The 23450-nt window shown below is 61.5% G+C and carries 20 protein-coding genes; 15 read left to right on the top strand and 5 right to left on the bottom strand.

The window, feature by feature from the left end; translation table 11 throughout:
• Nucleotides 1-15 precede the first annotated feature (15 nt).
• Nucleotides 16-993, bottom strand: coding sequence for a flagellar protein MotY (locus tag R6G97_RS08885; protein WP_043213047.1), 978 nt, complete (start codon nucleotides 991-993; stop codon nucleotides 16-18).
• Nucleotides 994-1123: 130 nt separating this feature from the next.
• Between R6G97_RS08885 and pyrC the strand changes: the two genes are divergently transcribed.
• Entirely contained in the window at nucleotides 1124-2170 is a 1047-nt protein-coding gene (pyrC, locus tag R6G97_RS08880) for a dihydroorotase (protein WP_043213044.1), read from the top strand.
• A gap of 56 nt (nucleotides 2171-2226) precedes the next feature.
• Complete coding sequence (gene rnt, locus R6G97_RS08875) at nucleotides 2227-2838, top strand: ribonuclease T (RefSeq protein WP_230387848.1); 612 nt, start codon at nucleotides 2227-2229, stop codon at nucleotides 2836-2838.
• Between the two features lie 61 nt (nucleotides 2839-2899).
• Here the strand turns inward: rnt and R6G97_RS08870 are convergent, their stop codons facing one another.
• Nucleotides 2900-3502: a peroxiredoxin gene (locus tag R6G97_RS08870; RefSeq protein WP_043206522.1), complete on the bottom strand. Its 603-nt coding sequence runs from the start codon at nucleotides 3500-3502 to the stop codon at nucleotides 2900-2902.
• A 212-nt stretch (nucleotides 3503-3714) separates the two neighbouring features.
• Between R6G97_RS08870 and R6G97_RS08865 the strand changes: the two genes are divergently transcribed.
• Together R6G97_RS08865 and bfr are read left to right on the top strand one after the other, a co-directional pair.
• Nucleotides 3715-3936 (top strand): bacterioferritin-associated ferredoxin, encoded by a 222-nt coding sequence (locus R6G97_RS08865; protein ID WP_043206521.1) that lies wholly within the window; start codon nucleotides 3715-3717, stop codon nucleotides 3934-3936.
• A 202-nt stretch (nucleotides 3937-4138) separates the two neighbouring features.
• Nucleotides 4139-4612 (top strand): bacterioferritin, encoded by a 474-nt coding sequence (gene bfr, locus R6G97_RS08860; protein ID WP_043206520.1) that lies wholly within the window; start codon nucleotides 4139-4141, stop codon nucleotides 4610-4612.
• A gap of 104 nt (nucleotides 4613-4716) precedes the next feature.
• Here bfr and grxD read toward each other — a convergent pair whose 3' ends face one another.
• Nucleotides 4717-5052 carry a Grx4 family monothiol glutaredoxin gene (gene grxD, locus R6G97_RS08855; protein WP_043206518.1) on the bottom strand — a complete coding sequence of 112 codons (336 nt, stop codon included), beginning with the start codon at nucleotides 5050-5052 and terminating at the stop codon, nucleotides 4717-4719.
• Nucleotides 5053-5473: 421 nt separating this feature from the next.
• On the opposite strand from grxD, the gene argF reads away from it, so the two are divergent.
• Both argF and R6G97_RS08845 read left to right on the top strand, forming a co-directional pair.
• Nucleotides 5474-6394 (top strand): ornithine carbamoyltransferase, encoded by a 921-nt coding sequence (gene argF / locus R6G97_RS08850; RefSeq protein ID WP_043206517.1) that lies wholly within the window; start codon nucleotides 5474-5476, stop codon nucleotides 6392-6394.
• The gene (locus tag R6G97_RS08845; protein WP_043206516.1) at nucleotides 6391-7500 is read left to right on the top strand and encodes an ABC transporter ATP-binding protein; all 1110 of its coding nucleotides are present in this window, start codon (nucleotides 6391-6393) and stop codon (nucleotides 7498-7500) included. Before argF ends, R6G97_RS08845 begins: the two co-directional genes overlap by 4 nt.
• 79 nt (nucleotides 7501-7579) lie before the next feature.
• Here the strand turns inward: R6G97_RS08845 and ybaK are convergent, their stop codons facing one another.
• The gene (gene ybaK / locus R6G97_RS08840) at nucleotides 7580-8050 is read right to left on the bottom strand and encodes a Cys-tRNA(Pro) deacylase (RefSeq protein ID WP_043206515.1); all 471 of its coding nucleotides are present in this window, start codon (nucleotides 8048-8050) and stop codon (nucleotides 7580-7582) included.
• Nucleotides 8051-8352: 302 nt separating this feature from the next.
• On the opposite strand from ybaK, the gene R6G97_RS08835 reads away from it, so the two are divergent.
• The 4 genes from R6G97_RS08835 to glpD all read left to right on the top strand — a co-directional run bounded on the left by R6G97_RS08835 (nucleotide 8353) and on the right by glpD (nucleotide 13498).
• Nucleotides 8353-9204 (top strand): MIP/aquaporin family protein, encoded by an 852-nt coding sequence (locus tag R6G97_RS08835; protein WP_182942390.1) that lies wholly within the window; start codon nucleotides 8353-8355, stop codon nucleotides 9202-9204.
• Between the two features lie 65 nt (nucleotides 9205-9269).
• Entirely contained in the window at nucleotides 9270-10760 is a 1491-nt protein-coding gene (glpK, locus tag R6G97_RS08830; RefSeq protein ID WP_043206513.1) for a glycerol kinase GlpK, read from the top strand.
• A 189-nt stretch (nucleotides 10761-10949) separates the two neighbouring features.
• Entirely contained in the window at nucleotides 10950-11705 is a 756-nt protein-coding gene (gene glpR / locus R6G97_RS08825) for a DNA-binding transcriptional repressor GlpR (RefSeq protein ID WP_043206512.1), read from the top strand.
• A gap of 254 nt (nucleotides 11706-11959) precedes the next feature.
• Complete coding sequence (gene glpD / locus R6G97_RS08820) at nucleotides 11960-13498, top strand: glycerol-3-phosphate dehydrogenase (RefSeq protein WP_317848002.1); 1539 nt, start codon at nucleotides 11960-11962, stop codon at nucleotides 13496-13498.
• A 56-nt stretch (nucleotides 13499-13554) separates the two neighbouring features.
• Here the strand turns inward: glpD and R6G97_RS08815 are convergent, their stop codons facing one another.
• Nucleotides 13555-17937: an NEL-type E3 ubiquitin ligase domain-containing protein gene (locus R6G97_RS08815; RefSeq protein ID WP_317848001.1), complete on the bottom strand. Its 4383-nt coding sequence runs from the start codon at nucleotides 17935-17937 to the stop codon at nucleotides 13555-13557.
• Between the two features lie 325 nt (nucleotides 17938-18262).
• Between R6G97_RS08815 and R6G97_RS08810 the strand changes: the two genes are divergently transcribed.
• The 5 genes from R6G97_RS08810 to R6G97_RS08790 all read left to right on the top strand — a co-directional run bounded on the left by R6G97_RS08810 (nucleotide 18263) and on the right by R6G97_RS08790 (nucleotide 23441).
• The gene (locus tag R6G97_RS08810; RefSeq protein WP_043206509.1) at nucleotides 18263-19180 is read left to right on the top strand and encodes a glutamate/aspartate ABC transporter substrate-binding protein; all 918 of its coding nucleotides are present in this window, start codon (nucleotides 18263-18265) and stop codon (nucleotides 19178-19180) included.
• A 144-nt stretch (nucleotides 19181-19324) separates the two neighbouring features.
• Nucleotides 19325-20071, top strand: coding sequence for an amino acid ABC transporter permease (locus R6G97_RS08805; RefSeq protein ID WP_043206508.1), 747 nt, complete (start codon nucleotides 19325-19327; stop codon nucleotides 20069-20071).
• On the top strand, nucleotides 20072-20743 hold the full coding sequence (locus R6G97_RS08800; RefSeq protein WP_043206507.1) for an amino acid ABC transporter permease: 672 nt from the start codon (nucleotides 20072-20074) through the stop codon (nucleotides 20741-20743).
• The gene (locus R6G97_RS08795) at nucleotides 20740-21474 is read left to right on the top strand and encodes an amino acid ABC transporter ATP-binding protein (protein WP_043206506.1); all 735 of its coding nucleotides are present in this window, start codon (nucleotides 20740-20742) and stop codon (nucleotides 21472-21474) included. Before R6G97_RS08800 ends, R6G97_RS08795 begins: the two co-directional genes overlap by 4 nt.
• 62 nt (nucleotides 21475-21536) lie before the next feature.
• Complete coding sequence (locus tag R6G97_RS08790) at nucleotides 21537-23441, top strand: sensor histidine kinase (protein ID WP_317848000.1); 1905 nt, start codon at nucleotides 21537-21539, stop codon at nucleotides 23439-23441.
• Nucleotides 23442-23450: the final 9 nt, after the last annotated feature.

The raw sequence follows: 23450 nt of genomic DNA, 5'->3' as shown, positions 1-23450 counted from the left end.
GACCAGCGGTCGCATTCAGACAGCTTTACCCGTGCGTGGGCCAGCCACGGCAGCAGCCGGGGTCGCTGGGGCGGTGGCGGGAGGCGTCGCTGGCGGTTGGCCAGCGGGCTTGTCGGTGGGGGCTTCCACGGGTTTTTCCACCGGCGCGACGCGATCCAGCTGGATGCTCACCCGGCGGTTGCGCGCCCGGTTGGCGGCACTGTTGTTGCGCGCGAGCGGGTATCGCTCGCCGTGGAAGCGCACGGTGATCTGCTCCTGTGGCACACCATGGGCCTTGAGGTAATCGGCGACCGCCAGGGCCCGGCGCCTCGACGTGTCGCGGTTGGTCAGCCGATTGCCGCTGTTGTCGGAATGGCCATCGAGCTCGATGTGATTCACCGAAGGGTCGGCCTTGAGGTAATCGAGGATCACATCCAGTCGCGCCCTGGCAGCACTGTCCAGCTCGATCCCACGGGGGAAGCTCACTTGCGTCTGGCGAATCTGGTCGAAGTTCATCGGCAGCAATTTGCTGGCGCACACCTGGTAGTCGCTGTAAGCCTTGGCGAAACTCACAGGCAGCACACGCACTTCCATGGGCCTGCCAGCTTCGCCCGTGTAGTTGCGCACCACCGTGCTGCGACCATCGAGCAGGCCATTGATCAGTCGGCTGGCCTGGCCCTGGGACGAGGTGAACAACACCCCCGTGCGGCCCATGCGCACTGAGCCGAGATTGATATCACCGCGACCTGGTTGCCAAGGCGCCGCTGCCGCCAGCAAAGTCGCACCGCCGGCTCCCAGTGCGTTGGTGTCCGAACGCAATTGGAAGATCGGCTGCTCACCGGCCCGACGCACGAACTCGCCACTACCGAAACCGTCGATCGGCTGGACAAGGCGGCACTCGAACTGATCCCCTTCGACGTTCCAGGTAACGTTCTCCACGCGAGTCTGGAAGGTCAATGCCCCGGCCGGCAGGCTGGCAAACAGGATGAACAGGGCTAGGTAACGCTGGCGCACGGGCGGCTCCATTGATTCTGACGGCTTACCTGCAAGCTATCGGACGCTGGCAGGAAAACTTGATAGCCGTGCTCGAACGAGGGTTTTCCGGTAGCATTGGCACACGAGTTCGACCCGCCTGGAATCCCCAATGTCCGATCGCCTGACCCTCCTGCGCCCCGACGACTGGCACATCCATCTGCGCGATGGTGCCGTCCTGCCCCACACCGTTGGCGACGTGGCGCGCACCTTCGCCCGCGCCATCATCATGCCCAATCTCGTCCCACCGGTCCGCACTGCCACCGAGGCCGGAGCGTATCGTGAGCGCATCCTGGCCGCACGTCCGGCCGGCAGCCGATTCGAGCCTTTGATGGTGCTGTACCTCACCGACCGAACCAGCGCCGAGGACATCCGCGCGGCCAAGGCCAGCGGATTCGTGTATGCCGCCAAAATGTACCCGGCCGGCGCCACGACCAACTCCGACTCGGGGGTGACCAGCCTGGACAACATCACACCAGCGCTCGAAGCCCTGGCCGAGACCGGCATGCCGCTGCTGGTGCACGGAGAGGTGACCCGCCCCGAGGTCGATGTGTTCGACCGTGAGAAGCGCTTCATCGACGAGCACCTGGTTCGCCTGGTCGAGCGTTTCCCGACCCTGAAAGTGGTGTTCGAGCACATCACCACCGCCGATGCCGCGCAGTTCGTCCTGCAGGCCCCGGCCAACGTCGGCGCGACCATCACTGCCCAGCATTTGCTGTACAACCGCAACCACATGCTGGTGGGCGGTATCCGTCCGCACTTCTATTGCCTGCCGATCCTCAAGCGCAACACCCACCAGGTGGCCTTGCTGGATGCGGCCACCAGCGGCAACAGCAAGTTCTTCCTGGGGACCGACTCGGCACCGCACGCCCGTCATGCCAAGGAAGCCGCCTGCGGTTGCGCCGGCTGCTACACCGCCTATGCCGCCATCGAGCTGTATGCCGAGGCGTTCGAGCAACGTAATGCGCTGGACAAGCTCGAAGGCTTCGCCAGCCTCCACGGCCCGGCCTTCTATGGCCTGCCGGCGAACACCGACACCATTACCCTGGTACGCGAGGAGTGGACTGCCCCGGACAGCCTGCCACTGGGCGACAATACCGTGATCCCCCTGCGCGCAGGCGAGAAGCTGCGCTGGCGTCTGCTGGAGGGTCAGGCGTGAGCGAAGCGTTCTATGAAGAAGACCAGGAAGGTCAAGGCAGCGGCGCTCGCCATCCGATGGCCGAGCGTTTCCGCGGTTACCTGCCCGTCGTGGTGGACGTTGAAACCGGCGGTTTCAATAGTGCGACCGATGCCTTGCTGGAAATCGCCGCAGTCACCATCGGCATGGACGAAAAGGGCTTCCTGTTCCCGGAGCACACCTACTTCTATCGGGTCGAGCCTTTCGAAGGGGCCAACATCGAGCCGGCAGCCCTGGAATTCACTGGCATCAAGCTGGACCATCCGCTGCGCATGGCGGTGAGCGAGGAAACGGCGCTCACCGACATCTTCCGCGGCGTGCGCAAGGCGTTGAAGGCCAATGGCTGCAAACGGGCTATCCTGGTCGGGCACAACAGCAGCTTCGACCTGAACTTCCTTAATGCCGCGGTGGCGCGCACCGACCTCAAGCGCAATCCGTTCCACCCGTTCTCCAGCTTCGACACGGCCACTCTGGCGGGCCTGGCCTACGGCCAGACCGTACTCGCACGGGCCTGCCAGAGCGCCGACATCGACTTCGACGGCCGCGAGGCCCACTCGGCCCGCTACGATACGGAGAAGACCGCCGAGCTGTTCTGCGGCATCGTCAACCGCTGGAAGGAAATGGGCGGCTGGCGCGACTTCAACGATTGAGCTCAAATCCGACGCATAAAAAAACCGGCCACGAAGGCCGGTTTTTTTATGCGCTTGGCAATTACAGCTTGCCAGCGTTCTCGCTCAGGTAAGCAGCAACGCCCTCTGGCGAAGCGGTCATGCCTTTGTCGCCTTTCTTCCAGTTGGCCGGGCACACTTCGCCGTGCTCTTCGTGGAACTGCAGAGCATCGACCAGGCGCAGCAATTCGTCCATGTTACGGCCCAGAGGCAGGTCGTTGACGATCTGCGAACGGACAACGCCGTTCTTGTCGATCAGGAAGGCGCCACGGAAGGCCACGCCGCCTTCGGATTCGACGTCGTAAGCCTTGCAGATGTCGTGGGCGATGTCAGCTGCCAGGGTGTACTTGACCTGGCCGATGCCGCCTTTGTCGACTGGGGTATTACGCCAGGCGTTGTGGGTGAAGTGCGAGTCGATCGACACGCCGATCACTTCCACGCCGCGCGCCTGGAAGTCAGGGATGCGGTGGTCCAGGGCGATCAGCTCGGACGGGCAGACAAAGGTGAAGTCCAGCGGGTAGAAGAATACCAGGCCGTACTTGCCTTTGATGGCCGAAGCCAGGTTGAAGCTGTCGACGATCTCGCCGTTGCCCAGCACAGCCGGAACGGTGAAGTCAGGGGCTTGTTTACCAACGAGTACGCTCATTCGTGATCTCCTGAGGGTGGTGAAATACCGATGCCTGGGTGGGCGGGCCGCCCGGCATCCAGCAAAGGTCGCCCATCATACACGGCTTCTGGTGACAGGCCGAATCCAACCACCGGTCGCTCTAGACGGACGCTTACCGAAAGTTCTTTGACACGCATTCTCATTACCATTAAGCTCCAACCCATCGAGCCTAACCAGCGATGGTCTCCCCTATGTATGTGTGTCTTTGTGTCGGCGTCACCGACGGACAGATCCGCGATGCGATCTATGAAGGATGCTGCAGCTACAAGGAAGTCCGAGCCGCCACCAACGTGGCCAGCCAGTGCGGCAAATGCGCCTGCCTTGCCAAGCAGGTCGTTCGCGAGACGTTGACTGAACTTCAGGCCACCCAGCACGCTGCCCTGCCCTACCCTGTTGAATTCAACGCGGCCTGAACACACCCAATCAAGAAGAACCGGACCCAGTGTCCGGTTTTTTTATGCCCAGAATTCAAGAAGTTAGCGTCCTAACGCGGTTCACAAACATTCTTATTTCTATTAATTTTCACTTACTATTCAATTACTTAGGTTTGACAGAGGCCGTTGGCGGGATCAGACTTCTTGTATTGACACACTTCAACAAGGGCAGGAACCCGACATGAAAGGCGACGTAAGCGTCATCCAGCATCTCAACAAGATCCTCGGAAACGAGCTGGTCGCAATCAACCAGTACTTCCTGCACGCACGTATGTATGAAGACTGGGGCCTGAACAAACTCGGCAAGCACGAGTACAAGGAGTCCATCGATGAGATGAAGCACGCTGATAAACTGATCAAGCGTATTCTCTTCCTCGAAGGCATCCCCAACGTTCAGGACCTGGGCAAGTTGCTGATCGGCGAACACACCAAGGAAATGCTCGAATGCGATCTGAAGATCGAGCAGAAGGGCTTGGCCGACCTTAAGGCTGCGATCGCCCACTGCGAGACCGCAGGCGACTTCGGCTCTCGCGACCTGCTCGAGGATATCCTCGAGTCCGAGGAAGAACACATCGATTGGCTGGAAACCCAATTGGGTCTGATCGAAAAAATTGGTATCGAGAACTACCTGCAATCGCAGATGGGCGAAGAATAAGTTTCGCCAGCAACGAAAAAGCCCCGCCATATGCGGGGCTTTTTCATACCTGTCAAACCTTGTCAGCCCCGCCGGATTGCTCTATCGCGGGGCTGGCGGCAAGATCAGGCTTCGGAGGCCTTGGCCTTGGCGGCGGCTTCCTTGATCAAGGTTTGCAGCTCACCCTTCTCGAACATTTCGAGCATGATGTCGCTGCCGCCGACCAGCTCACCACCGACCCACAGTTGCGGGAAGGTTGGCCAGTTGGCGTACTTGGGCAGGTTGGCGCGGATTTCCGGGTTCTGCAGGATGTCGACGTAGGCAAACTTCTCGCCACAACCCATCACGGCCTGCGCAGCGCGCGCCGAGAAGCCGCACTGCGGGGCATTCGGCGAGCCTTTCATGTAAAGCAGAATGGTGTTATTGGCGATCTGCTCTTTGATTGTTTCGATGATATCCATGAAGCACCTCGGCTGAACTTTCCGACGCAATCGTCGGCACGGTGACGCATTGTAACGGAAAGCCGAGCAGCATGCTCGGCCTTGCCGGCACCACAGCGGCCTTCACATAGGTATCGACGCCGCGCAATGCTTTGAACATCCTCCGACCTGTGGCACGCGATTCGCGACAAGGGGTTTGCCAAACCGCCGGCAAGCCGTGTACAACCCCTGTAGAAAATAAAAAACAGCAGCCCTACAAAGGGTTATGACACCCGCAGTAATAGAGCAGCTGTTTCCCCTCTTGGTTTGAGGCGACATTTAATTATAGTATTGCGCCTTCCCCTATTCCGTCCGCCTCGTGCGGCTTACGCCGCAGGTCACTCCCGTTGTCAACAAAACCATACGGTCGACCTGCAAACCGTTGCAGATAAGGTAGTCAATCATGAGCGCTAGGCACTTTCTCTCCCTGCTGGATTTCACCACCGACGAATTGCTCGGTGTGATCCGCCGAGGCATCGAGCTGAAGGATCTGCGCAAACGAGGCGTGCTGTTCGAGCCACTGAAGAATCGCGTACTGGGGATGATCTTCGAAAAATCCTCGACCCGTACCCGTGTCTCCTTCGAGGCTGGCATGATCCAACTGGGCGGCCAGGCGATCTTCCTTTCGCCGCGTGACACCCAACTGGGTCGTGGCGAGCCGATCAGCGACAGCGCCATCGTCCTGTCGAGCATGCTTGACGTGGTGATGATCCGCACCCACGCCCACAGCACCCTGACCGAATTCGCCGCTTATTCGCGCGTCCCGGTGATCAACGCCCTGTCCGACGAGTCGCACCCGTGCCAGTTGCTGGCCGACATGCAGACCTTCCTCGAGCACCGCGGCTCGATCCAGGGCAAGACCGTGGCCTGGATCGGCGATGGCTTCAACATGTGCAACTCCTATATCGAAGCCGCCCACCAATTCGACTTCCAACTGCGCATCGCCTGCCCGGAAGGCTATGAGCCCGATCCGCGCTTCCTCCAACTGGGTGGCGATCGCGTGACCATCGTCCGCGACCCCAAAGAAGCCGTGCGCGGTGCACACCTTGTGACCACCGATGTCTGGACTTCCATGGGCCAGGAGGAGGAAACTGCACGGCGCCTGGCGCATTTCGCGCCCTACCAGGTCACCCGCGAACTGCTCGACCTGGCGGCACCCGACGCCCTGTTCATGCATTGCCTGCCCGCCCACCGTGGCGAGGAAATCAGCCAGGACCTGCTCGACGACCCACGTTCGGTCGCCTGGGACCAGGCTGAAAACCGCCTGCATGCGCAGAAGGCCCTTCTGGAATTCCTTGTAGAACCGGCTTACCACCACGCATGAGTCATCCGCTACTGCTTAACCTGCGCAACCTGGCCTGTGGCTATGGCGACCAGCGCATCGTCCAGAACCTAAATCTGCACCTCAATGCAGGCGACATCGGTTGCCTGCTGGGGTCTTCAGGCTGCGGCAAGACCACCACACTGCGCGCCATCGCCGGTTTCGAGCCGGTGCATGAGGGCGAGATCCAGCTGGCCGGCGAGGTCATCTCCCGCGCAGGCTTCACCCTGGCGCCGGAGAAACGCCGCATTGGCATGGTGTTTCAGGACTATGCACTGTTCCCCCATTTGACCGTCGCGCAGAACATCGCCTTCGGTATCGGGAAGCATCCCCGTCAGGGCGAGGTGGTCGACGAAATGCTGGAGCTGGTCAAGCTCAGCGGCCTGGGTAGTCGTTACCCCCACGAGCTGTCCGGCGGCCAGCAGCAACGGGTCGCCCTGGCCCGGGCTTTGGCGCCGGAACCCCAGTTGTTGCTGCTTGACGAGCCCTTCTCCAACCTGGACGTGGAGCTGCGCCGGCGTCTGAGCCATGAGGTGCGCGATATCCTCAAGAGCCGCGGCACCAGCGCCATCCTGGTTACCCACGATCAGGAGGAAGCCTTCGCCGTGAGCGATCACGTGGGCGTGTTCAAAGAAGGCCGCCTGGAGCAGTGGGATACCCCTTACAACCTCTATCACGAACCGCAGACGCCGTTCGTCGCCAGCTTCATCGGCCAGGGCTACTTCATCCGTGGCCAGATGAGCAGCCATGATGCGGTCAATACCGAACTGGGTGAGTTGCGCGGCAATCGTGCCTACACCATGGCGCTGGGCAGCTCGGTGGACGTGCTGTTGCGTCCGGATGACATCATCCACGCGCCGGACAGCGATTTGCGGGCAACCATCATCGGCAAAAGCTTCCTCGGCGCGTCGACGCTGTATCGCCTGCAGCTGCCCACCGGTAGCCAGCTCGAGGCGATCTTCCCGAGCCATATCGACCATCAGGTCGGTCAGGATGTCGGCATCAGCGTGGCAGCAGATCACCTGGTACTTTTCCCGGTACCAGGCAGCGTGGCGGCGCAGTTGCCACGTCAGGAGAACGGGGTTCGCCGCTACAGCTCGGCAACCTGAGCCACCCGACAGGGGCCGCTGGGCGGCCCATTCCTGATTGTCCGGAGCACCTGCTTCCCTCCATCCAATCCGCTAGGGTTCAGCCTCGCCCGATCCCGGCGAACTTCCCTTGGGTGTGCTCGGCCAGCACCGCCGCCGCCAGCTCCACCTCAAGCCCGCGTCGCCCGGCGCTCACATGGATGCTCTCGAACTGCTGCGCAGAATCGTCGATGAAAGTACGCAGGCGCTTCTTCTGGCCCAGCGGGCTGATCCCACCCACCAGGTAGCCCGTGACACGCTGCGCCGCCACCGGGTCGGCCATCTCACACTTCTTCACCCCTGCCGCATGGGCCAACGCCTTCAAATCCAGCGTACCTCCCACGGGCACCACTGCCACCAGCAATTCACCTTTTTCACTGCTGGCCAACAGGGTCTTGAACACCCGCTGCGGGTCGAGCCCTAGCTTCTCTGCGGCCTCCAAGCCGTAGGAGGCCGCCTTGGGGTCATGTTCGTAGCTGTGCACGCGGTGTTCGGCACGCGCCTTCTTCAAAAGATCGAGGGCGGGGGTCATGTACGGCTCCAGTCGATGGCAAGTCGCCGGCTACTTTAGGGCAAATCCCACAGAGCGACCAGCGAACCGAGCTCCACCGTGTCTGGCTCGCGGATTCACGCTTGATACAGGCAGTCAGATTGTGAATGACGGTTCACTTTCGACCTTTGACATCAGCGTTTCTTGTCTATATTTTTTCGTTTTTGAATAAATGGCGCCCTTTAAAGGTGCGTTTCCTACATTCGCCCGGGGTTTATGGGGATAGACACCGAGCCTTTTGTCGAGCGCCCAGTGCCTCACAACAACAAGAAACGAGGTTTCACATGACGACTGCTCTACGACAACCCACCCTTTCAAGCCAATGCCTGGCCGAGTTCCTCGGCACCGCCTTGCTCATCTTCTTCGGTACCGGTTGCGTCGCCGCTCTCAAGGTCGCGGGTGCCAGTTTCGGCCTCTGGGAGATCAGCATCATCTGGGGCATTGGCGTCAGCATGGCGATCTACCTCACCGCCGGCATTTCAGGGGCTCACTTGAACCCCGCCGTGAGCATTGCCTTGAGCCTGTTCGCCGATTTCGACAAGCGCAAACTGCCCTTCTACATCCTCGCCCAAGTCTGTGGCGCCTTCTGTGCCGCAGCGCTGGTCTACACGCTGTACAGCAACCTGTTCTTCGATTTCGAACAGACCCACGCGATGGTTCGTGGCAGCCAGGCCAGTCTGGAGCTGGCCTCGGTGTTCTCCACCTATCCACACCCGTCTCTGTCCATTGCCCAGGCCGTAGTGGTCGAAGTAGTGATTACCGCCATTCTCATGGCCGTGATCATGGCGCTGACCGACGACAACAACGGCTTGCCCCGAGGCGCCATGGCACCGCTCTTGATTGGCTTGCTGATCGCAGTGATCGGCAGCGCCATGGGCCCGCTCACCGGCTTTGCCATGAATCCGGCTCGGGATTTCGGGCCCAAGCTGATGACCTTCCTGGCTGGCTGGGGCCAAATCGCCTTCACCGGCGGGCGTGACATCCCCTACTTTTTGGTTCCGGTGTTCGCACCGATCCTGGGCGCCTGCCTGGGCGCCGCCCTGTACCGGGGCCTGATCGCCCGCAATTTGCCGACGGTGCAACCCGCGAACCTACAAACAGACGATAATCCTCAGGGCAAGACCCAGGTCTCCTGATGCCGCCGCCGGGCCAATTGCCCGACCAGCCCTGACTTCCCCCAATTTTGTGCAAGGCCACCGACATGACAGATACCCAGGACAAGAACTACATCATCGCCCTGGACCAGGGCACCACCAGTTCGCGGGCCATCATCTTCGACCGCGACGCTAACGTGGTCGGCACCTCGCAGCGCGAGTTCGCCCAGCACTACCCCCAGGCTGGCTGGGTCGAGCACGACCCGATGGAAATCTTCGCCACCCAGAGCGCGACCATGGTCGAGGCGCTGGCCCAGGCTGGCATCAGCCATGCCCAGGTGGCCGCGCTGGGCATCACCAACCAGCGTGAAACCACTGTGGTCTGGGACAAGGAAACCGGCCGCCCCGTGTACAACGCCATCGTCTGGCAGTGCCGGCGCAGCACCGAGATCTGCGAGCAGCTCAAACGCGAAGGCCATGAGGCGTACATCCGCGAAACCACCGGGCTGGTCACCGACCCCTATTTCTCCGGCACCAAGCTCAAATGGATCCTCGACAACGTCGAAGGTGTCCGTGAGCGTGCCGAACGGGGCGAACTGCTGTTCGGCACCATCGATACCTGGCTGATCTGGAAATTCTCGGGCGGCAAGGTCCATGTCACCGATTACACCAACGCCTCGCGCACCCTGATGTTCAACATCCATACCCTGCAATGGGACGACCAACTGCTGCAGATCCTGGGTATTCCTCGCCAGATGCTGCCCCAGGTACGCCCATCGTCCGAGGTCTATGGTCACACCAAAAGCGGCATCGCCATTGCCGGTATCGCCGGCGACCAGCAATCGGCGCTGTTCGGCCAGATGTGCGTCGAGCCCGGTCAGGCCAAGAACACCTACGGCACGGGCTGCTTCCTGCTGATGAATACCGGCAAGCAGGCGGTGAAGTCGTCCCACGGCCTACTCACCACCATCGCCTGCGGCCCGCGGGGGGAAGTGGCCTATGCCCTGGAAGGCGCGGTATTCAACGGCGGCTCCACCGTGCAGTGGCTGCGCGACGAGCTGAAGATCGTCAACGATGCCTATGACACCGAATACTTCGCCAGCAAGGTCAAGGACAGCAATGGCGTCTATCTGGTACCCGCCTTCACCGGCCTCGGCGCCCCCTATTGGGACCCCTATGCCCGTGGCGCGCTGTTCGGGCTGACCCGCGGTGTCAAGGTCGATCACATCATCCGGGCAGCCCTGGAATCGATCGCCTTCCAGACCCGCGACGTGCTCGATGCCATGCAGCAAGATTGCGGCCAGCGCCTGAGCGAACTGCGCGTCGATGGGGGCGCAGTGGCTAATAACTTCCTCATGCAGTTCCAGGCCGATATCCTCGGCACCTGCGTCGAACGACCGAAAATGCGCGAAACCACAGCCCTGGGCGCAGCCTACCTGGCAGGCCTGGCCTGTGGTTTCTGGAGCGGACTGGACGAACTGCGGGACAAGGCCATCATCGAGCGCGAGTTCAGCCCACAACTGGAAGAAGCGCAGAAAGAAAAGCTCTACAAAGGCTGGCAAAAGGCTGTGGAGCGCACCCGCGACTGGGAAGAGTAGGCTGCAAGCTGCAAGCTGCAAGCTGCAAGCTGCAAGCTGCAAGCTGCAAGCTGCAAGCTGCAAGCCAAGCATAGGCACGTCGGCCAACCGAACGCTGCTTTTTCTTATGGCTTGTAACTTGTAGCTTGTAGCTTATAGCCGCCTTTGGTTTCATTGCAGAATTTGTCCGGCAGCCCAAAAGGACCGCCCATGAATCTGCCTCCCCGCCAACAACAAATCCTCGAACTGGTGCGCGAGCGCGGTTACGTCAGCATCGAAGAAATGGCGCAGCTGTTCGTCGTCACCCCACAAACCATCCGCCGTGACATCAACCAGCTCGCCGAGGGCAACCTGCTGCGACGCTACCACGGCGGCGCAGCCTACGATTCGAGCATCGAGAACACCGCCTACGCCATGCGTGCAGACCAGATGCGCGATGAAAAGCAACGCATCGCCGAAGCCGTGGCCCGGCAGATTCCCGATCATGCCTCACTGTTCATCAATATCGGCACGACCACCGAGTCGATCGCCCGCGCCCTGCTCAATCACAACCATCTCAAGGTCATCACCAACAACCTGCATGTGGCCGCGATACTCGGCGCCAAGGACGATTTCGAAGTCCTGGTGGCTGGCGGCACCGTGCGCCGCGACGGCGGGGTCGTGGGCCAGGCAAGCGTCGACTTCATCAACCAGTTCAAGGTCGACTTCGCCCTGGTCGGCATCAGTGGCATCGACGAAGATGGCAGCCTGCTCGATTTCGACTATCAGGAAGTACGGGTTTCCCAGGCGATCATCAACAATGCCCGTCAGGTCATCCTGGCTGCCGACTCGAGCAAGTTCGGCCGCAATGCCATGGTTCGCCTGGGTTCGATCAGCCTGGTCGACTGCCTGGTGACCGACCAGCCCCCAACCCCCGCCCTCACCCAATTGCTCAACCAGCACAAGATTCGCCTAGAAGTCGTCTGATCCGGGCGTCGGAATCCAGCAGATCCTGGGCTGCCTTGCAGCCCATTACAGGTCAGGTCCTCACCGGCCCACCCCAGTGCTCGCATGCGCCGAATACGGCGCGTTCTATGTTCGCTATCGTTCATTTTCTTGTTCTCTGATCAGTTTTTTCTATAGAGACTGACTGGATAACGGCTATTCGTTGCGCTAGTATTTTCGAAAATGAACATCAATGTTCACTTTCGATGTGAACTGCGCCCCCAGGAGGCCTTGCCGTGTCCCAGCCCGCTTCGTCCCAGCCGCCCCTCGCCGATTGTTACGACCTCGCTGTGATCGGGGGAGGCATCAATGGCGTGGGCATCGCCGCCGACGCAGCGGGACGCGGCCTGAAGGTGTTCCTTTGCGAAAAAGACGACCTGGCCAGCCATACGTCCTCGGCCAGTAGCAAGTTGATTCATGGCGGCCTGCGCTACTTGGAGCACTATGAGTTCCGTCTGGTCCGTGAGGCCCTGGCAGAGCGCGAGGTGTTGCTGGCCAAGGCACCGCATATCGTCAAACCCATGCGTTTCGTCCTGCCCCACCGCCCACACCTGCGCCCAGCCTGGATGATCCGCGCGGGCCTGTTCCTCTACGATCACCTGGGCAAGCGCAAGCGCCTGGGGGCCTCTCGCAGCCTGCGCTTCGGCGCTGGCAATCCGCTCAAGCCCGTCATTACCCGAGGTTTCGAGTACGCCGATTGCGCCGTGGACGACGCCCGTCTGGTGGTGCTCAATGCCATGGCTGCCCGTGAAAAAGGCGCGCACATTCATACCCATACCCGCTGCCTGCGCGCAGAGCGCGTCGATGGGGTGTGGGAGGTGGCACTGCAACAGGCCGACGGCAGCCAGCGCACCATCCGCGCCCGCGCCTTGGTCAACGCCGCCGGGCCTTGGGTAGCCAGCTTCATCAAGGACGATCTCAAGCTCGACGCGCCTTACGGCATCCGCCTGATCCAGGGCAGCCACATCATCGTTCCGCGTCTGTACGAAGGCGAACACGCCTACATCCTGCAGAACGAAGACCAACGCATCGTCTTCGCCATCCCGTACTTGGAGCGCTTCACCCTGATCGGCACCACCGACCGTGAGTACAGCGCCGACCCAGCCAAGGTAGCCATCACCGAGATGGAAACCGACTACTTGCTCAAGATCGTCAACGAGCACTTCAACCATCAGCTCAGCCGCGCCGATATCCTGCACACCTATTCCGGGGTACGCCCGCTGTGCAACGACGAATCCGACAATCCGTCGGCCGTCACCCGCGACTACACCTTGGCGCTGTCGGCCAGCGACGGCCAGGCACCTCTGCTGTCGGTCTTTGGCGGCAAGCTCACCACGTACCGTAAGCTGGCCGAATCGGCCATGGGCGAACTCAAGCCATTCTTCACCCAGATGCGTGATAGCTGGACGGCCACCGCCCCACTCCCAGGCGGTGAAAACATGACGACGGTTCAGGCGCTGGTCGATGCGGTATTGGCCCGCCACGGCTGGCTGCCGGTGGATATCGCCAAGCGTTGGGCAGTGACCTATGGCAGCCGGGTATGGCGCCTGATCGAAGGCGTGAGTGGGCCCGAGGACCTGGGCCAACCAATCGGTGGCGGCTTGTTCAGCCGTGAAGTGGACTATTTGATCGCCCAGGAATGGGCGGTGCAAGCCGGTGACATCCTCTGGCGCCGGACCAAGCTGGGGCTGTTCACCAGCCCGGCTGAAAAGCAGGCACTGGCCGATTACCTGCACCGCGCCCACTCCAACCGAGCCGCCGAGCAGGCAGCCTGACCCTCAATCAAGCCCCCTGGCATGGCGCCCGCGCAGCCAGGGGGCTGACAGCCAGCCTATGGCTTGGCGCGCATGTAGACCTCCCGGGCCAGCGCCTTCACCAGCTCACGTTCGGCCCGGTTGAACTCATCAGCCATCTCCTTCAGCCGTCTTGCGTATTCCCCTTCTGTGATCTGGTCCGCAGCCAGCTTATCGTCGAGCGAATCCAGCTCTCCCCAAGACGCCTGATGCACCGCCTCGAAGCGCTGCGCGTAGTGTTCCCTGACGTAGTGCGCCCAGAACGGGCGTTGAGCGAGCGAGTCGATTAAGGCGTCATCATTTTCCAGCGAGAGCACCCGCGCTTGAGCGATTTCCACGTCGTGCTTGGTAAGCCTGGAAAAACGCCCGAAATGCATCCAGTCCTTCTGCAGCGGCAGACCGATCCATTCATAGAGCGCGACCCGGTAAGCCAGCTCCGTCTCAACCGGATCCACCACCCCCGTCTCTTGCCCCAGGGCAAGTTGCATTTCCCGTTCAGACTCCAGCCGGGCGACGTGCTCCTTGGCGATCCGGTCGATCTCATCCAGTCGGAACAATGGACGTGCCAGGCCAAGCAAGGTGCTTTCCACCTGATCCTTCGCAACGCCGAGAATGGCCTGTTCGGCAAGCACGGCCTCTTCGGCGTGACGCAGCGTCAGCAACAATCTGTCATCACAGCCGCGGGGGCCATCCATCATCATGAACAGCCGCTGGCGCAAGGGCTCACGCTCGGCACACGCTTGCAGCAATGACCAGATGCGGGCGCGAAAGCGCTGCGGATTCCTCGTGAAATCCCGCGAGCTGGCAAAGTCAGCCAGAAACTGGAACAACGATGCCGAACCAGGCTCCTCCTGCAACGTCTCCCAGAGTGCCTGCCTGCGCAGGCTCTGTTCATCCGCTCCCTCATCCAGCCACCGCGCGCGCAGCGAAGCGTCGACGACAGCATGCTGGTAACCGGGATTCTCCTGGACATCCTCGCCCGCGATCGCCCTCACCGGCGCCAACGACACATCGCCCGAGCTGGAGGACCCTTCGCTGCCGCTGTGCGAGGGCGGATTATCGTGCAGCAGCACCCGCTCGAGTCGGTGGCGAAGCCTGTGGTTGTCACGCTGCAGCAACTGAATACGATTGCTGCGCAAATCCACCAGTGCAGCCAGTGGGAGTCGCTCCGGCAACGCCATCAACCCCGTCGCCCGCAAGCGCATCTCGCGCAGGTGGCGCAGGTGGCTCAGGTCCGGCGCGCGGCCGAGTTCGCCATTATGGCTGAGGTTGAGATGCTGAAGGCGCACCAGGCCGCGCAGACAGTGTTCCCCGGCTTCATCCATGACGATGTGATTACGCGACAGATCGAGCCACCTGAGCTGCCCAAGGTATTCCAGGCCCTGAGGCACGCGGCCAAGGCGGTTGCCCCTCAGATCGAGCTCACGCACATTGGCGAAGCGGTGCAGAAAATCCGCCTCGATGTCGGACAGTTCCATGTTGCGCAGAACCAGCCGCTCGACGTGATCGAACCTCACCCCTTCAGGCAAGGTCGGTAGCCCGCCAACCCGCTCTCCGTCGATCACCAGGACGTAGGAGCCACTTTCATTGACGATCTTGCGTCGCCAGCTACGCCTGATCTGGTCGGCGACCCGACGACGACGCAGACGAGTGAACAGCCCGCTGGCCTCGTTGCGCCAAGCCTCCAGCCCCGTGCGCAACTGCTCCAGATGCAGCGACAACATCGAAAAGTGCTCGTACAACCCCAAATGACGGGTGCGCAGCTCACGAATGTAGGCATCGAGCTGCAGGGCGCTCAACGTCGGGAAAATCCGATGGATGCCTCGCACGATGGCCGATCCATCGACAGCCCCTCTTCCGCTGAGTGCATACCCCGCCTGCCCATCGCCGAAGCGCAGCGGGGCACGTAGGGCCTTCGCATCGCCCATACCAAGGCACTTGGCAACCCGATCACGCGACTCGCTGGCATACGCTGCCAAGCGATTTTCCAGGGCGTCGACCTGCTTTCCCGCAATACCCAACGTACGTTTTTGCCCGTCGCTCAACAGGCCGAACAACAACGACATCAAATCCTGCTCGCCTTTGTGCCCCTGGAGCGCGTATCGATTACCTGAACGGATGATCGACCTCCGCCTGGCAGCCTGCGCCTTGCCCTGTTTGGCCAGCAGCGGTCCCTCGATCGAGCCTTCGCGAATCTCGATCCGCAAATCCGCAGGCCAGGGCGCCAGCAACTCGATCAACTCAAGCGCCAGACGCTGGGTGTCGGCATTGGTCGCCCTGAACAGGCGCAGCCCGGCGCAGGCGCGGTCGAGACGGCTCTCGCGCAGATACCATCGAGCACGTTCGGCCAATGCCAACGGCACTCGCTCGCTGCTCTCCAGGCGGGTGATTTCGGCGCCAGTGGCCTGGGCACAGATTTCCCGCGCACAACGAAGCGACAACCCCGGAAAATCCCGCAGCAATTTGCTTTGCGCTGGACCGGCCATGGGTTCGCGCTCCTTGAACAGCGCCTCGAGCTCAGCGCCCCCCAGATGAGCATGCTGCTGATGCAGTTGATGACGCTCCAGCGCATCGAGCAATCGCGCAGGCGCCCCCTGGTTTTCGAGGTGCAATCGGCGTATCTGCGCCTCGCTGTAACCGGTCGCCTGCAACAAATGCTTTGCCGTTTCATCGGAAAGGTCAGACAAGCGCCCGCTCAGCCGCCGAACCAAGGTACCGGCACCGCTCCAGGTCCGCGGCTGCTCGAATTCGTGGCGCCAGCCCCCTGCTCCGTTGTCTTCTATACGCGGCGTGTACATATCAGCACGCGTGGGATGACGCAGGCGCCCGCCACGCTCGGTCTGCAGCCGGTAGAGCTGATTGTCGTCATGCAGCAACCATTGTTCTTGCGGGGTTTGAGCATTGTGGCTGGCGGGGTCTAGCCGGTAACCCTCGAGCGAGCCGTCGAACAGCTTCACCTTGCCCTGACGGGTGCGAACCAGGCTGAGCTTATCGATGAATGCCACTGGCTTGAGCGCCTTTACCGCCACCGATACCCCTTTAGCCAGCAGCGCTCCAGCGACCATGCTCTCGGCCACCCCAAACACATGGGCGATAGCTCCCTGACGATCGCCCAGGTTCCAATCCTCGTAACCTTCATAGAACTCGCTGGCGATCTGCACCAGGGCCACAGGCAGCAATGCCTCCCCCAATACCGGAACGAACAGCGAAGCGATATTGAGTACATTCAGGCCCAAGGACTCGTAACCGCTTAGCCGTTCGTTACGATCGTTTTCGTCTTCCTGACCTGTCGGCACAGCGAGCACACGTGCATCGTCGAAAATCTTGTCTATCTGCGAGTCAGCCAGAAAGACTCTCAACCGCTCTCCTATCGATTTGTCCTTTTTTGCAATGATCGGCTTATGTCCGCCGGTCAATGTCGCCAACCGTTCGTGCGTCCAGCCCTTGGACTGCTCGGCCAGACGGGTGAAGAACTTGACGCGGTCGGCCTCGCTCACGAATCGGGCAAAAAACTGCCGATAACGACGGCTGACCAAACGCCTGGCCAGCCCGTCGTAGACCGCCTGCCAGGAATCAAAACGCTTCACCGGACAATCCGGATCATTGGGCACCCAGACGATCACACCTTGCAACGCCCCACCATCAGCCGCACTGGCCGCTGCGCAGACCACGCCATGAACGGGTACGCCCAATAAATACAGGTGCCGAAGCTCCACGTTGGACGAGGTTGCCGGCACGATTGACGGAAACGCCATCAAGGCCAGCATGCACTGGAAGCTGTCCTCATCCAGCTCGCCCTTGAGCTGCGCCGAGCGCACGGCGACCTCAAGGTGCGCCTGCTGGTTCTCCTGGAACAGGCGATACACGGCCTCAGCGCCGTCTTTGGGTTTGAGAACCGCCTTGAGTTTTTCCTGGTACTTCGCGCCGATGTCCAGCTCTCGGCAGCGCCCGGCAAAGGCATGAAACCCCAAGGCCATCCGCTTACCCGAACGCGTGCGCAGATACCCTTTGCGAGTGTCGGAAGGCCGGGTCTCGACCAGATGAAAGTTGTGCAGCGCAGCGGCCAATAGGCTTTGTGTCGATGATGGAACGAACTGGCGCGTCGAAAGTATTAAAGCAAAGGACGGCATGACCGGACGCCGCCAGATACACACCTGGCTGTGCCTGACGTCAGGAGCCGCTTCACCCAGTTGCACCAGCTTTTCACGTAAAAGCGGCTCGGCGAACGCCTCGATCGAAGGAATCTGCGCCAGCACCGGGCGCAAGGCGGCTACCGCACGCTCTTGCCTGAGCAATGCCTTGTGAAACGCACGCAGGCGATCGATACAGTGCAGGTGGCCGTCCTCACGGCGCAACCAGCTTGGCATCTGTTGCGCGAACAAGGTGTCGATGGAGTCGTCAGATGGAGCGGAATCAGGCATGTGCAATCTCGAGCAGTTGAAAAGCTCGATCTCATCAATTGCTTGCCCCGGTGGCGCAGTACCGGGGTACTACCCAGGCCCCTCATTCGGGTTTCCGAACACGCAGAGGGTATTCATTCGGAAATCCGCACATCTGCTCTGGCAAAAAACGGTAAAAAAAAGCCTCAAAACCAGTAATTTCGCGGCGATATGATCGACAGCAGGGCTTGGCACGACTCATGCTCTACACTTGGTAGCCGAATGCACCACGTTTGCTGCTGTATTCGTGGAACGAAGAGTCCGCCAACGGCTCCATAAAAAAAACAAACACGTCGAGGAAAATTTGATGCGCATCGTTCGTCAATTGCTGGGCGCCGCCATCGCGGCCGCTGTCATCGCATCGCCTGTCATGGCCGAAGAACTGACCGGCACCCTGAAGAAGATCAAGGATTCGGGCACCATCACCCTGGGCCACCGCGACTCCTCCATTCCATTTTCCTACCTGGCCGGCAAGCCAGAGCCTGTGGGCTATTCCCACGACATCCAGCTGGCCGTCGTCGACGCGCTGAAAAAGCAACTGGGTACGGACATCAAGGTCCGCTACAACCTGGTCACCTCCCAGACCCGCATCCCGCTGGTGCAGAACGGCACCGTGGACCTTGAGTGCGGCTCCACCACCAACAACGTCGAGCGCCAGCAGCAGGTCGGCTTCTCGGTCGGCATCTTCGAAGTCGGCACCCGCCTGCTGACCAAGGTCAAGGACGGTCAGCCAGCCTACAAGGACTTCCCGGACCTGGCCGGCAAGAACGTGGTGACCACCGCCGGTACCACCTCCGAACGCATCCTCAAGGCGATGAACGCCGACAAGCAGATGAAGATGAACGTGATCTCCGCAAAAGACCACGGCGAAGCCTTCAACATGCTCGAAAGCGGCCGCGCCGTGGCCTTCATGATGGACGACGCCCTGCTCGCCGGCGAAATGGCCAAGGCGCGCAAGCCTGCCGACTGGGTCATCACCGGCACCCCGCAGTCCTACGAGATCTACGGCTGCATGGTGCGCAAGGGTGACGACGCCTTCAAGAAAGCGGTCGATGACGCCATCGTGGCGTACTTCAAGTCTGGCGCGGTCAACAAGAGCTACGAGAAGTGGTTCCAGCAGCCGATTCCGCCAAAAGGCCTTAACCTGAACTTCCCGATGAGCGAAGAGCTGAAAAAGCTGATCGCCGAGCCGACCGACAAGGCGGCGGACGAGAAGAAGTCCTGATCCCCAGCCAGTGGCCTACTGCTCGACCCGAGCAGCATCAACCCGACAGGCCACTCATTAGTGTCTAACCTTTCAACCGAGGGCGCTCGCCGCCCTCGGTTGCTCGAAGGTGCCCGTGAAACAACCGTCTGAGGGGAAATCCCGATGAATTACAACTGGGACTGGGGCGTATTCTTCAAGTCCACCGGCGTGGGCAGCGAAACCTACCTGGACTGGTATATCACCGGTCTGGGCTGGACCATCGCCATTGCCGTGACCGCCTGGATCATCGCCTTGCTGCTGGGCTCGCTGCTCGGCGTGATGCGCACCGTGCCGAACCGTGTGGTATCGGGGATCGCCACCGCCTATGTGGAACTGTTCCGCAACGTGCCGCTGTTGGTGCAACTGTTCATCTGGTACTTCCTGGTACCGGACCTGCTGCCTGAAGGGCTGCAGGAGTGGTTCAAGCAAGACCTCAACCCGACCACCTCCGCCCTCATCAGCGTGGTCATCTGCCTGGGCCTGTTCACCGCCGCGCGGGTCTGCGAGCAGGTACGCACCGGCATCCAGGCCCTGCCTCGCGGTCAGGAATCGGCTGGCCGGGCGCTGGGCTTCAGCCTGCCGCAGATCTACATGAACGTGCTGCTGCCCCAGGCCTACCGGATCATCATCCCGCCGCTCACCTCGGAATTTTTGAACGTGTTCAAGAACTCCTCCGTGGCGTCGCTGATCGGCCTGATGGAACTGCTGGCCCAGACCAAGCAGACCGCCGAGTTCTCCGCGAACCTGTTCGAAGCATTCACGCTGGCCACCTTGATCTACTTCACCCTGAACATGGGGCTGATGCTGTTCATGCGTTTCATCGAGAAGAAAGTCTCGGTACCTGGCCTGATCTCCGTGGGGGGCAAGTAAATGGACATGGATTTCAGCGAAATCATCCCCGCCCTGCCGGCCCTCTGGGAAGGCATGGTGATGACCCTGCAACTGATGGTCATGGGCGTGGTCGGCGGTATCGTACTGGGTACGATCCTGGCGCTGATGCGCCTGTCATCGAGCAAGCTGCTGTCGAATCTGGCCGGCGCCTACGTCAACTACTTCCGCTCCATCCCGCTGCTGCTGGTGATCACCTGGTTCTACCTGGCAGTCCCGTTCGTGCTGCGCTGGATCACCGGCGAGGACACCCCGGTCGGCGCCTTCACCTCCTGTGTGGTGGCGTTCATGATGTTCGAGGCCGCCTACTTCTGCGAGATCGTGCGGGCCGGCGTGCAGTCGATCTCCAAGGGCCAGATGGGCGCCGCGCAGGCACTGGGCATGACCTACGGCCAGACCATGCGCCTGATCATCCTGCCCCAGGCGTTTCGCAAGATGACCCCCCTGCTGCTGCAGCAGAGCATCATCCTGTTCCAGGACACCTCGCTGGTCTACACCGTGGGCCTGGTGGATTTCCTCAACTCGGCACGCTCCAACGGCGACATCATCGGGCGCTCCCATGAGTTCCTGATCTTCGCCGGGGTCGTGTACTTCCTCATCAGCTTCTCCGCTTCGTGGCTGGTCAAGCGCCTGCAAAAAAGGATCACCGTATGATTTCCATCAAGAACGTCAACAAGTGGTACGGGGACTTCCAGGTGCTGACCGACTGCAGCACCGAGGTCAAGAAAGGTGAAGTGGTGGTGGTCTGCGGGCCATCCGGCTCGGGCAAGTCCACGCTGATCAAGTGCGTCAATGCCCTGGAGCCCTTCCAGAAGGGTGACATCGTGGTCGACGGCACCTCCATCGCCGACCCGAAGACCAACCTGCCCAAGCTGCGTTCGCGCGTCGGCATGGTGTTCCAGCACTTCGAGCTGTTCCCGCACCTGTCGATCACCGAGAACCTGACCATCGCCCAGCGCAAGGTTCTGGGCCGCAGCGAGGCCGAAGCCACCAAGAAAGGTCTGGCCCTGCTCGACCGCGTAGGCCTGGGCGCGCACGCCAAGAAGCATCCTGGCCAGCTCTCCGGCGGCCAGCAGCAGCGTGTGGCGATCGCCCGTGCGCTGTCGATGGACCCGATCGTCATGCTGTTCGACGAACCGACCTCGGCGCTGGATCCGGAAATGGTCAACGAGGTGCTGGACGTGATGGTCGAACTGGCCCATGAAGGCATGACCATGATGTGCGTGACCCACGAGATGGGCTTCGCTCGCAAGGTGGCCAACCGGGTGATCTTCATGGACAAGGGCAGCATCATCGAGGACTGCCAGAAGGAAGACTTCTTCGGCAACCCCGAAGGCCGCCACGAGCGCACCCAGCACTTCCTCAGCAAGATCCTGCAGCACTGAGTCGGCCATGCCGCTGCCCGGCGATCCGGGCAGCGGACGCTGGTCGTGACAAGGCCACTGTGATGAAATGCGACCCCTCGCTCCTTTGCCCTGCCCAGCCTGCCGTGAAATCCCGCCTGATCCGTCAATTGCTGCTACCACCCCTGATCATTTTGCTGATGGTCGGCCTGGGGATGGCCGGCTACCTGATCAGCGAGAGCAACGGCATCCGCGCCTTGAGCGAGAACGGCGAACGCCAGCTCGAGCTCCACGCACGCACCGTCGAGAGCGAGATCAGCAAATACACCTACCTGCCGAGCCTGCTGGAACTCGAAGACAGCGTCTCGAAACTGCTCACCGACCCCGACGGCGGCTACCGCCAGACCGTCAACGAATACCTCGAAGGCCTGAACCGGCGCAGCCGTAGCCGGGCCATCTTCGTCCTGGACACCACCGGTCGCGTCCAGGCCACCAGCAACTGGCGCGACGCCGACTCCTTCCTTGGCGAGGACTTGTCGTTCCGCGCCTACTTCCAGGATGCCGTGCGCGGCGAGCCTGGCCGCTTCTACGGCATCGGCAGCACCACTGGCGAAGCAGGCTACTACCTGGCCCATGGGCTGGAAGAGCACGGCAAGATCATCGGCGTGGCGGTGATCAAGGTGCGCCTGGACACCCTAGAAGAACGCTGGCAACGCGCCCGCCTGGAAGCCTTCGTCAGCGATGAGAATGGCATCATCATTCTTTCCAGCGACCCGGCCCGCCGGCTCAAGTCGGTGCGCCCGCTGACCCCGCAGATCAAGGAACGCCTGGCGCGCAGCCTGCAGTACTACTGGTGGCCGCTCAACGAATTGCAACCACTGGCCCGGGAAACCCTGTCCGAGGGCGTGGAAAAACTCACCTTCCCTGCCAACAGCGAAATCGGCCAGGGCAAGCCCCGTGAAATGGCCTACCTGGCCCAGACCCGGCGCCTGGTGGACACCCCCTGGCACTTCACCTTGCTCACGCCCCTGCAGGACCTGCACCGTGAGTCCATGGTCCAGGGCATCCTGGTGGGTGTGGCCTTCGCCCTGCTGACCATCCTGGCGATCGCCTGGAACGAGCGCCGCAAGGTGATCGCCACCCGCCTGGCCGCCCGCGAAGCCCTCGAAGAGGCCAACAGCCAACTGGAGCGACGCATCACCGAGCGTACCGCTGATCTGCGCGCCAGCAACGAGCGGCTCAAGGGGCAGATCCGCGAACGTCGGCACGCCGAGCAGACCCTGCGCCACGCCCAGGACGAACTGGTCCAGGCCGGCAAACTGGCGGCCATCGGGCAAATGTCCACCAGCATCGCCCACGAGTTGAACCAGCCTCTGGCGGCGCTGCGCACGTTGTCTGGCAATACTGTGCGCTTCCTGGAACGCGGGGCCCTGGAAACGGCCAGCACCAATCTGCGCACCATGAACGACTTGATCGACCGCATGGGCCGTATCACCGCTAGCCTGCGCTCCTTCGCAAGGCGTGGCGATGACAGTGGCCAGGCCTCGTTGAGCAAGGCCGTCGATGCCTCCTTGCAGGTGCTGGCCAACCGCATCGCCGGCTGCAAGCTACAGCTGCACAGCCAATTCGAGGACCAGCAACTGGCCATCGACCAGACACGCCTGGAGCAGATCCTGGTCAACCTGGTCGGCAACGCCCTGGACGCCATGACCCACCAGCCCACACCGCAGCTTTGGCTCGAGGGCGAGCTGCAGGGCGACAAATACCGCCTGCGGGTGCGCGATAATGGTCACGGCATCGATGCCGAGGCGCGCAAGCACCTGTTCGAACCTTTCTTCACCACCAAACCGGGCGAGCATGGCCTGGGCCTGGGCCTGACCCTTTCGGCGAGCCTCGCCGCCGCTGCCAAGGGCTCGCTGAGCGTCGAGCATCCTGCCAGTGGCGGGACCGCCTTCGTGCTCGCCCTGCCCTTGGTCACGCCCACCGGCAATTCGGTAGAACCTCTATGAACGCAGGGA

It is taken from the genome of Pseudomonas sp. HTZ2 (assembly GCF_033173945.1).
GTDB classification, from domain to species: domain Bacteria; phylum Pseudomonadota; class Gammaproteobacteria; order Pseudomonadales; family Pseudomonadaceae; genus Aquipseudomonas; species Aquipseudomonas guariconensis.
Note: the sequence above shows the minus strand (reverse complement) of the source record. Positions and strands in the feature narration are given on the sequence as shown.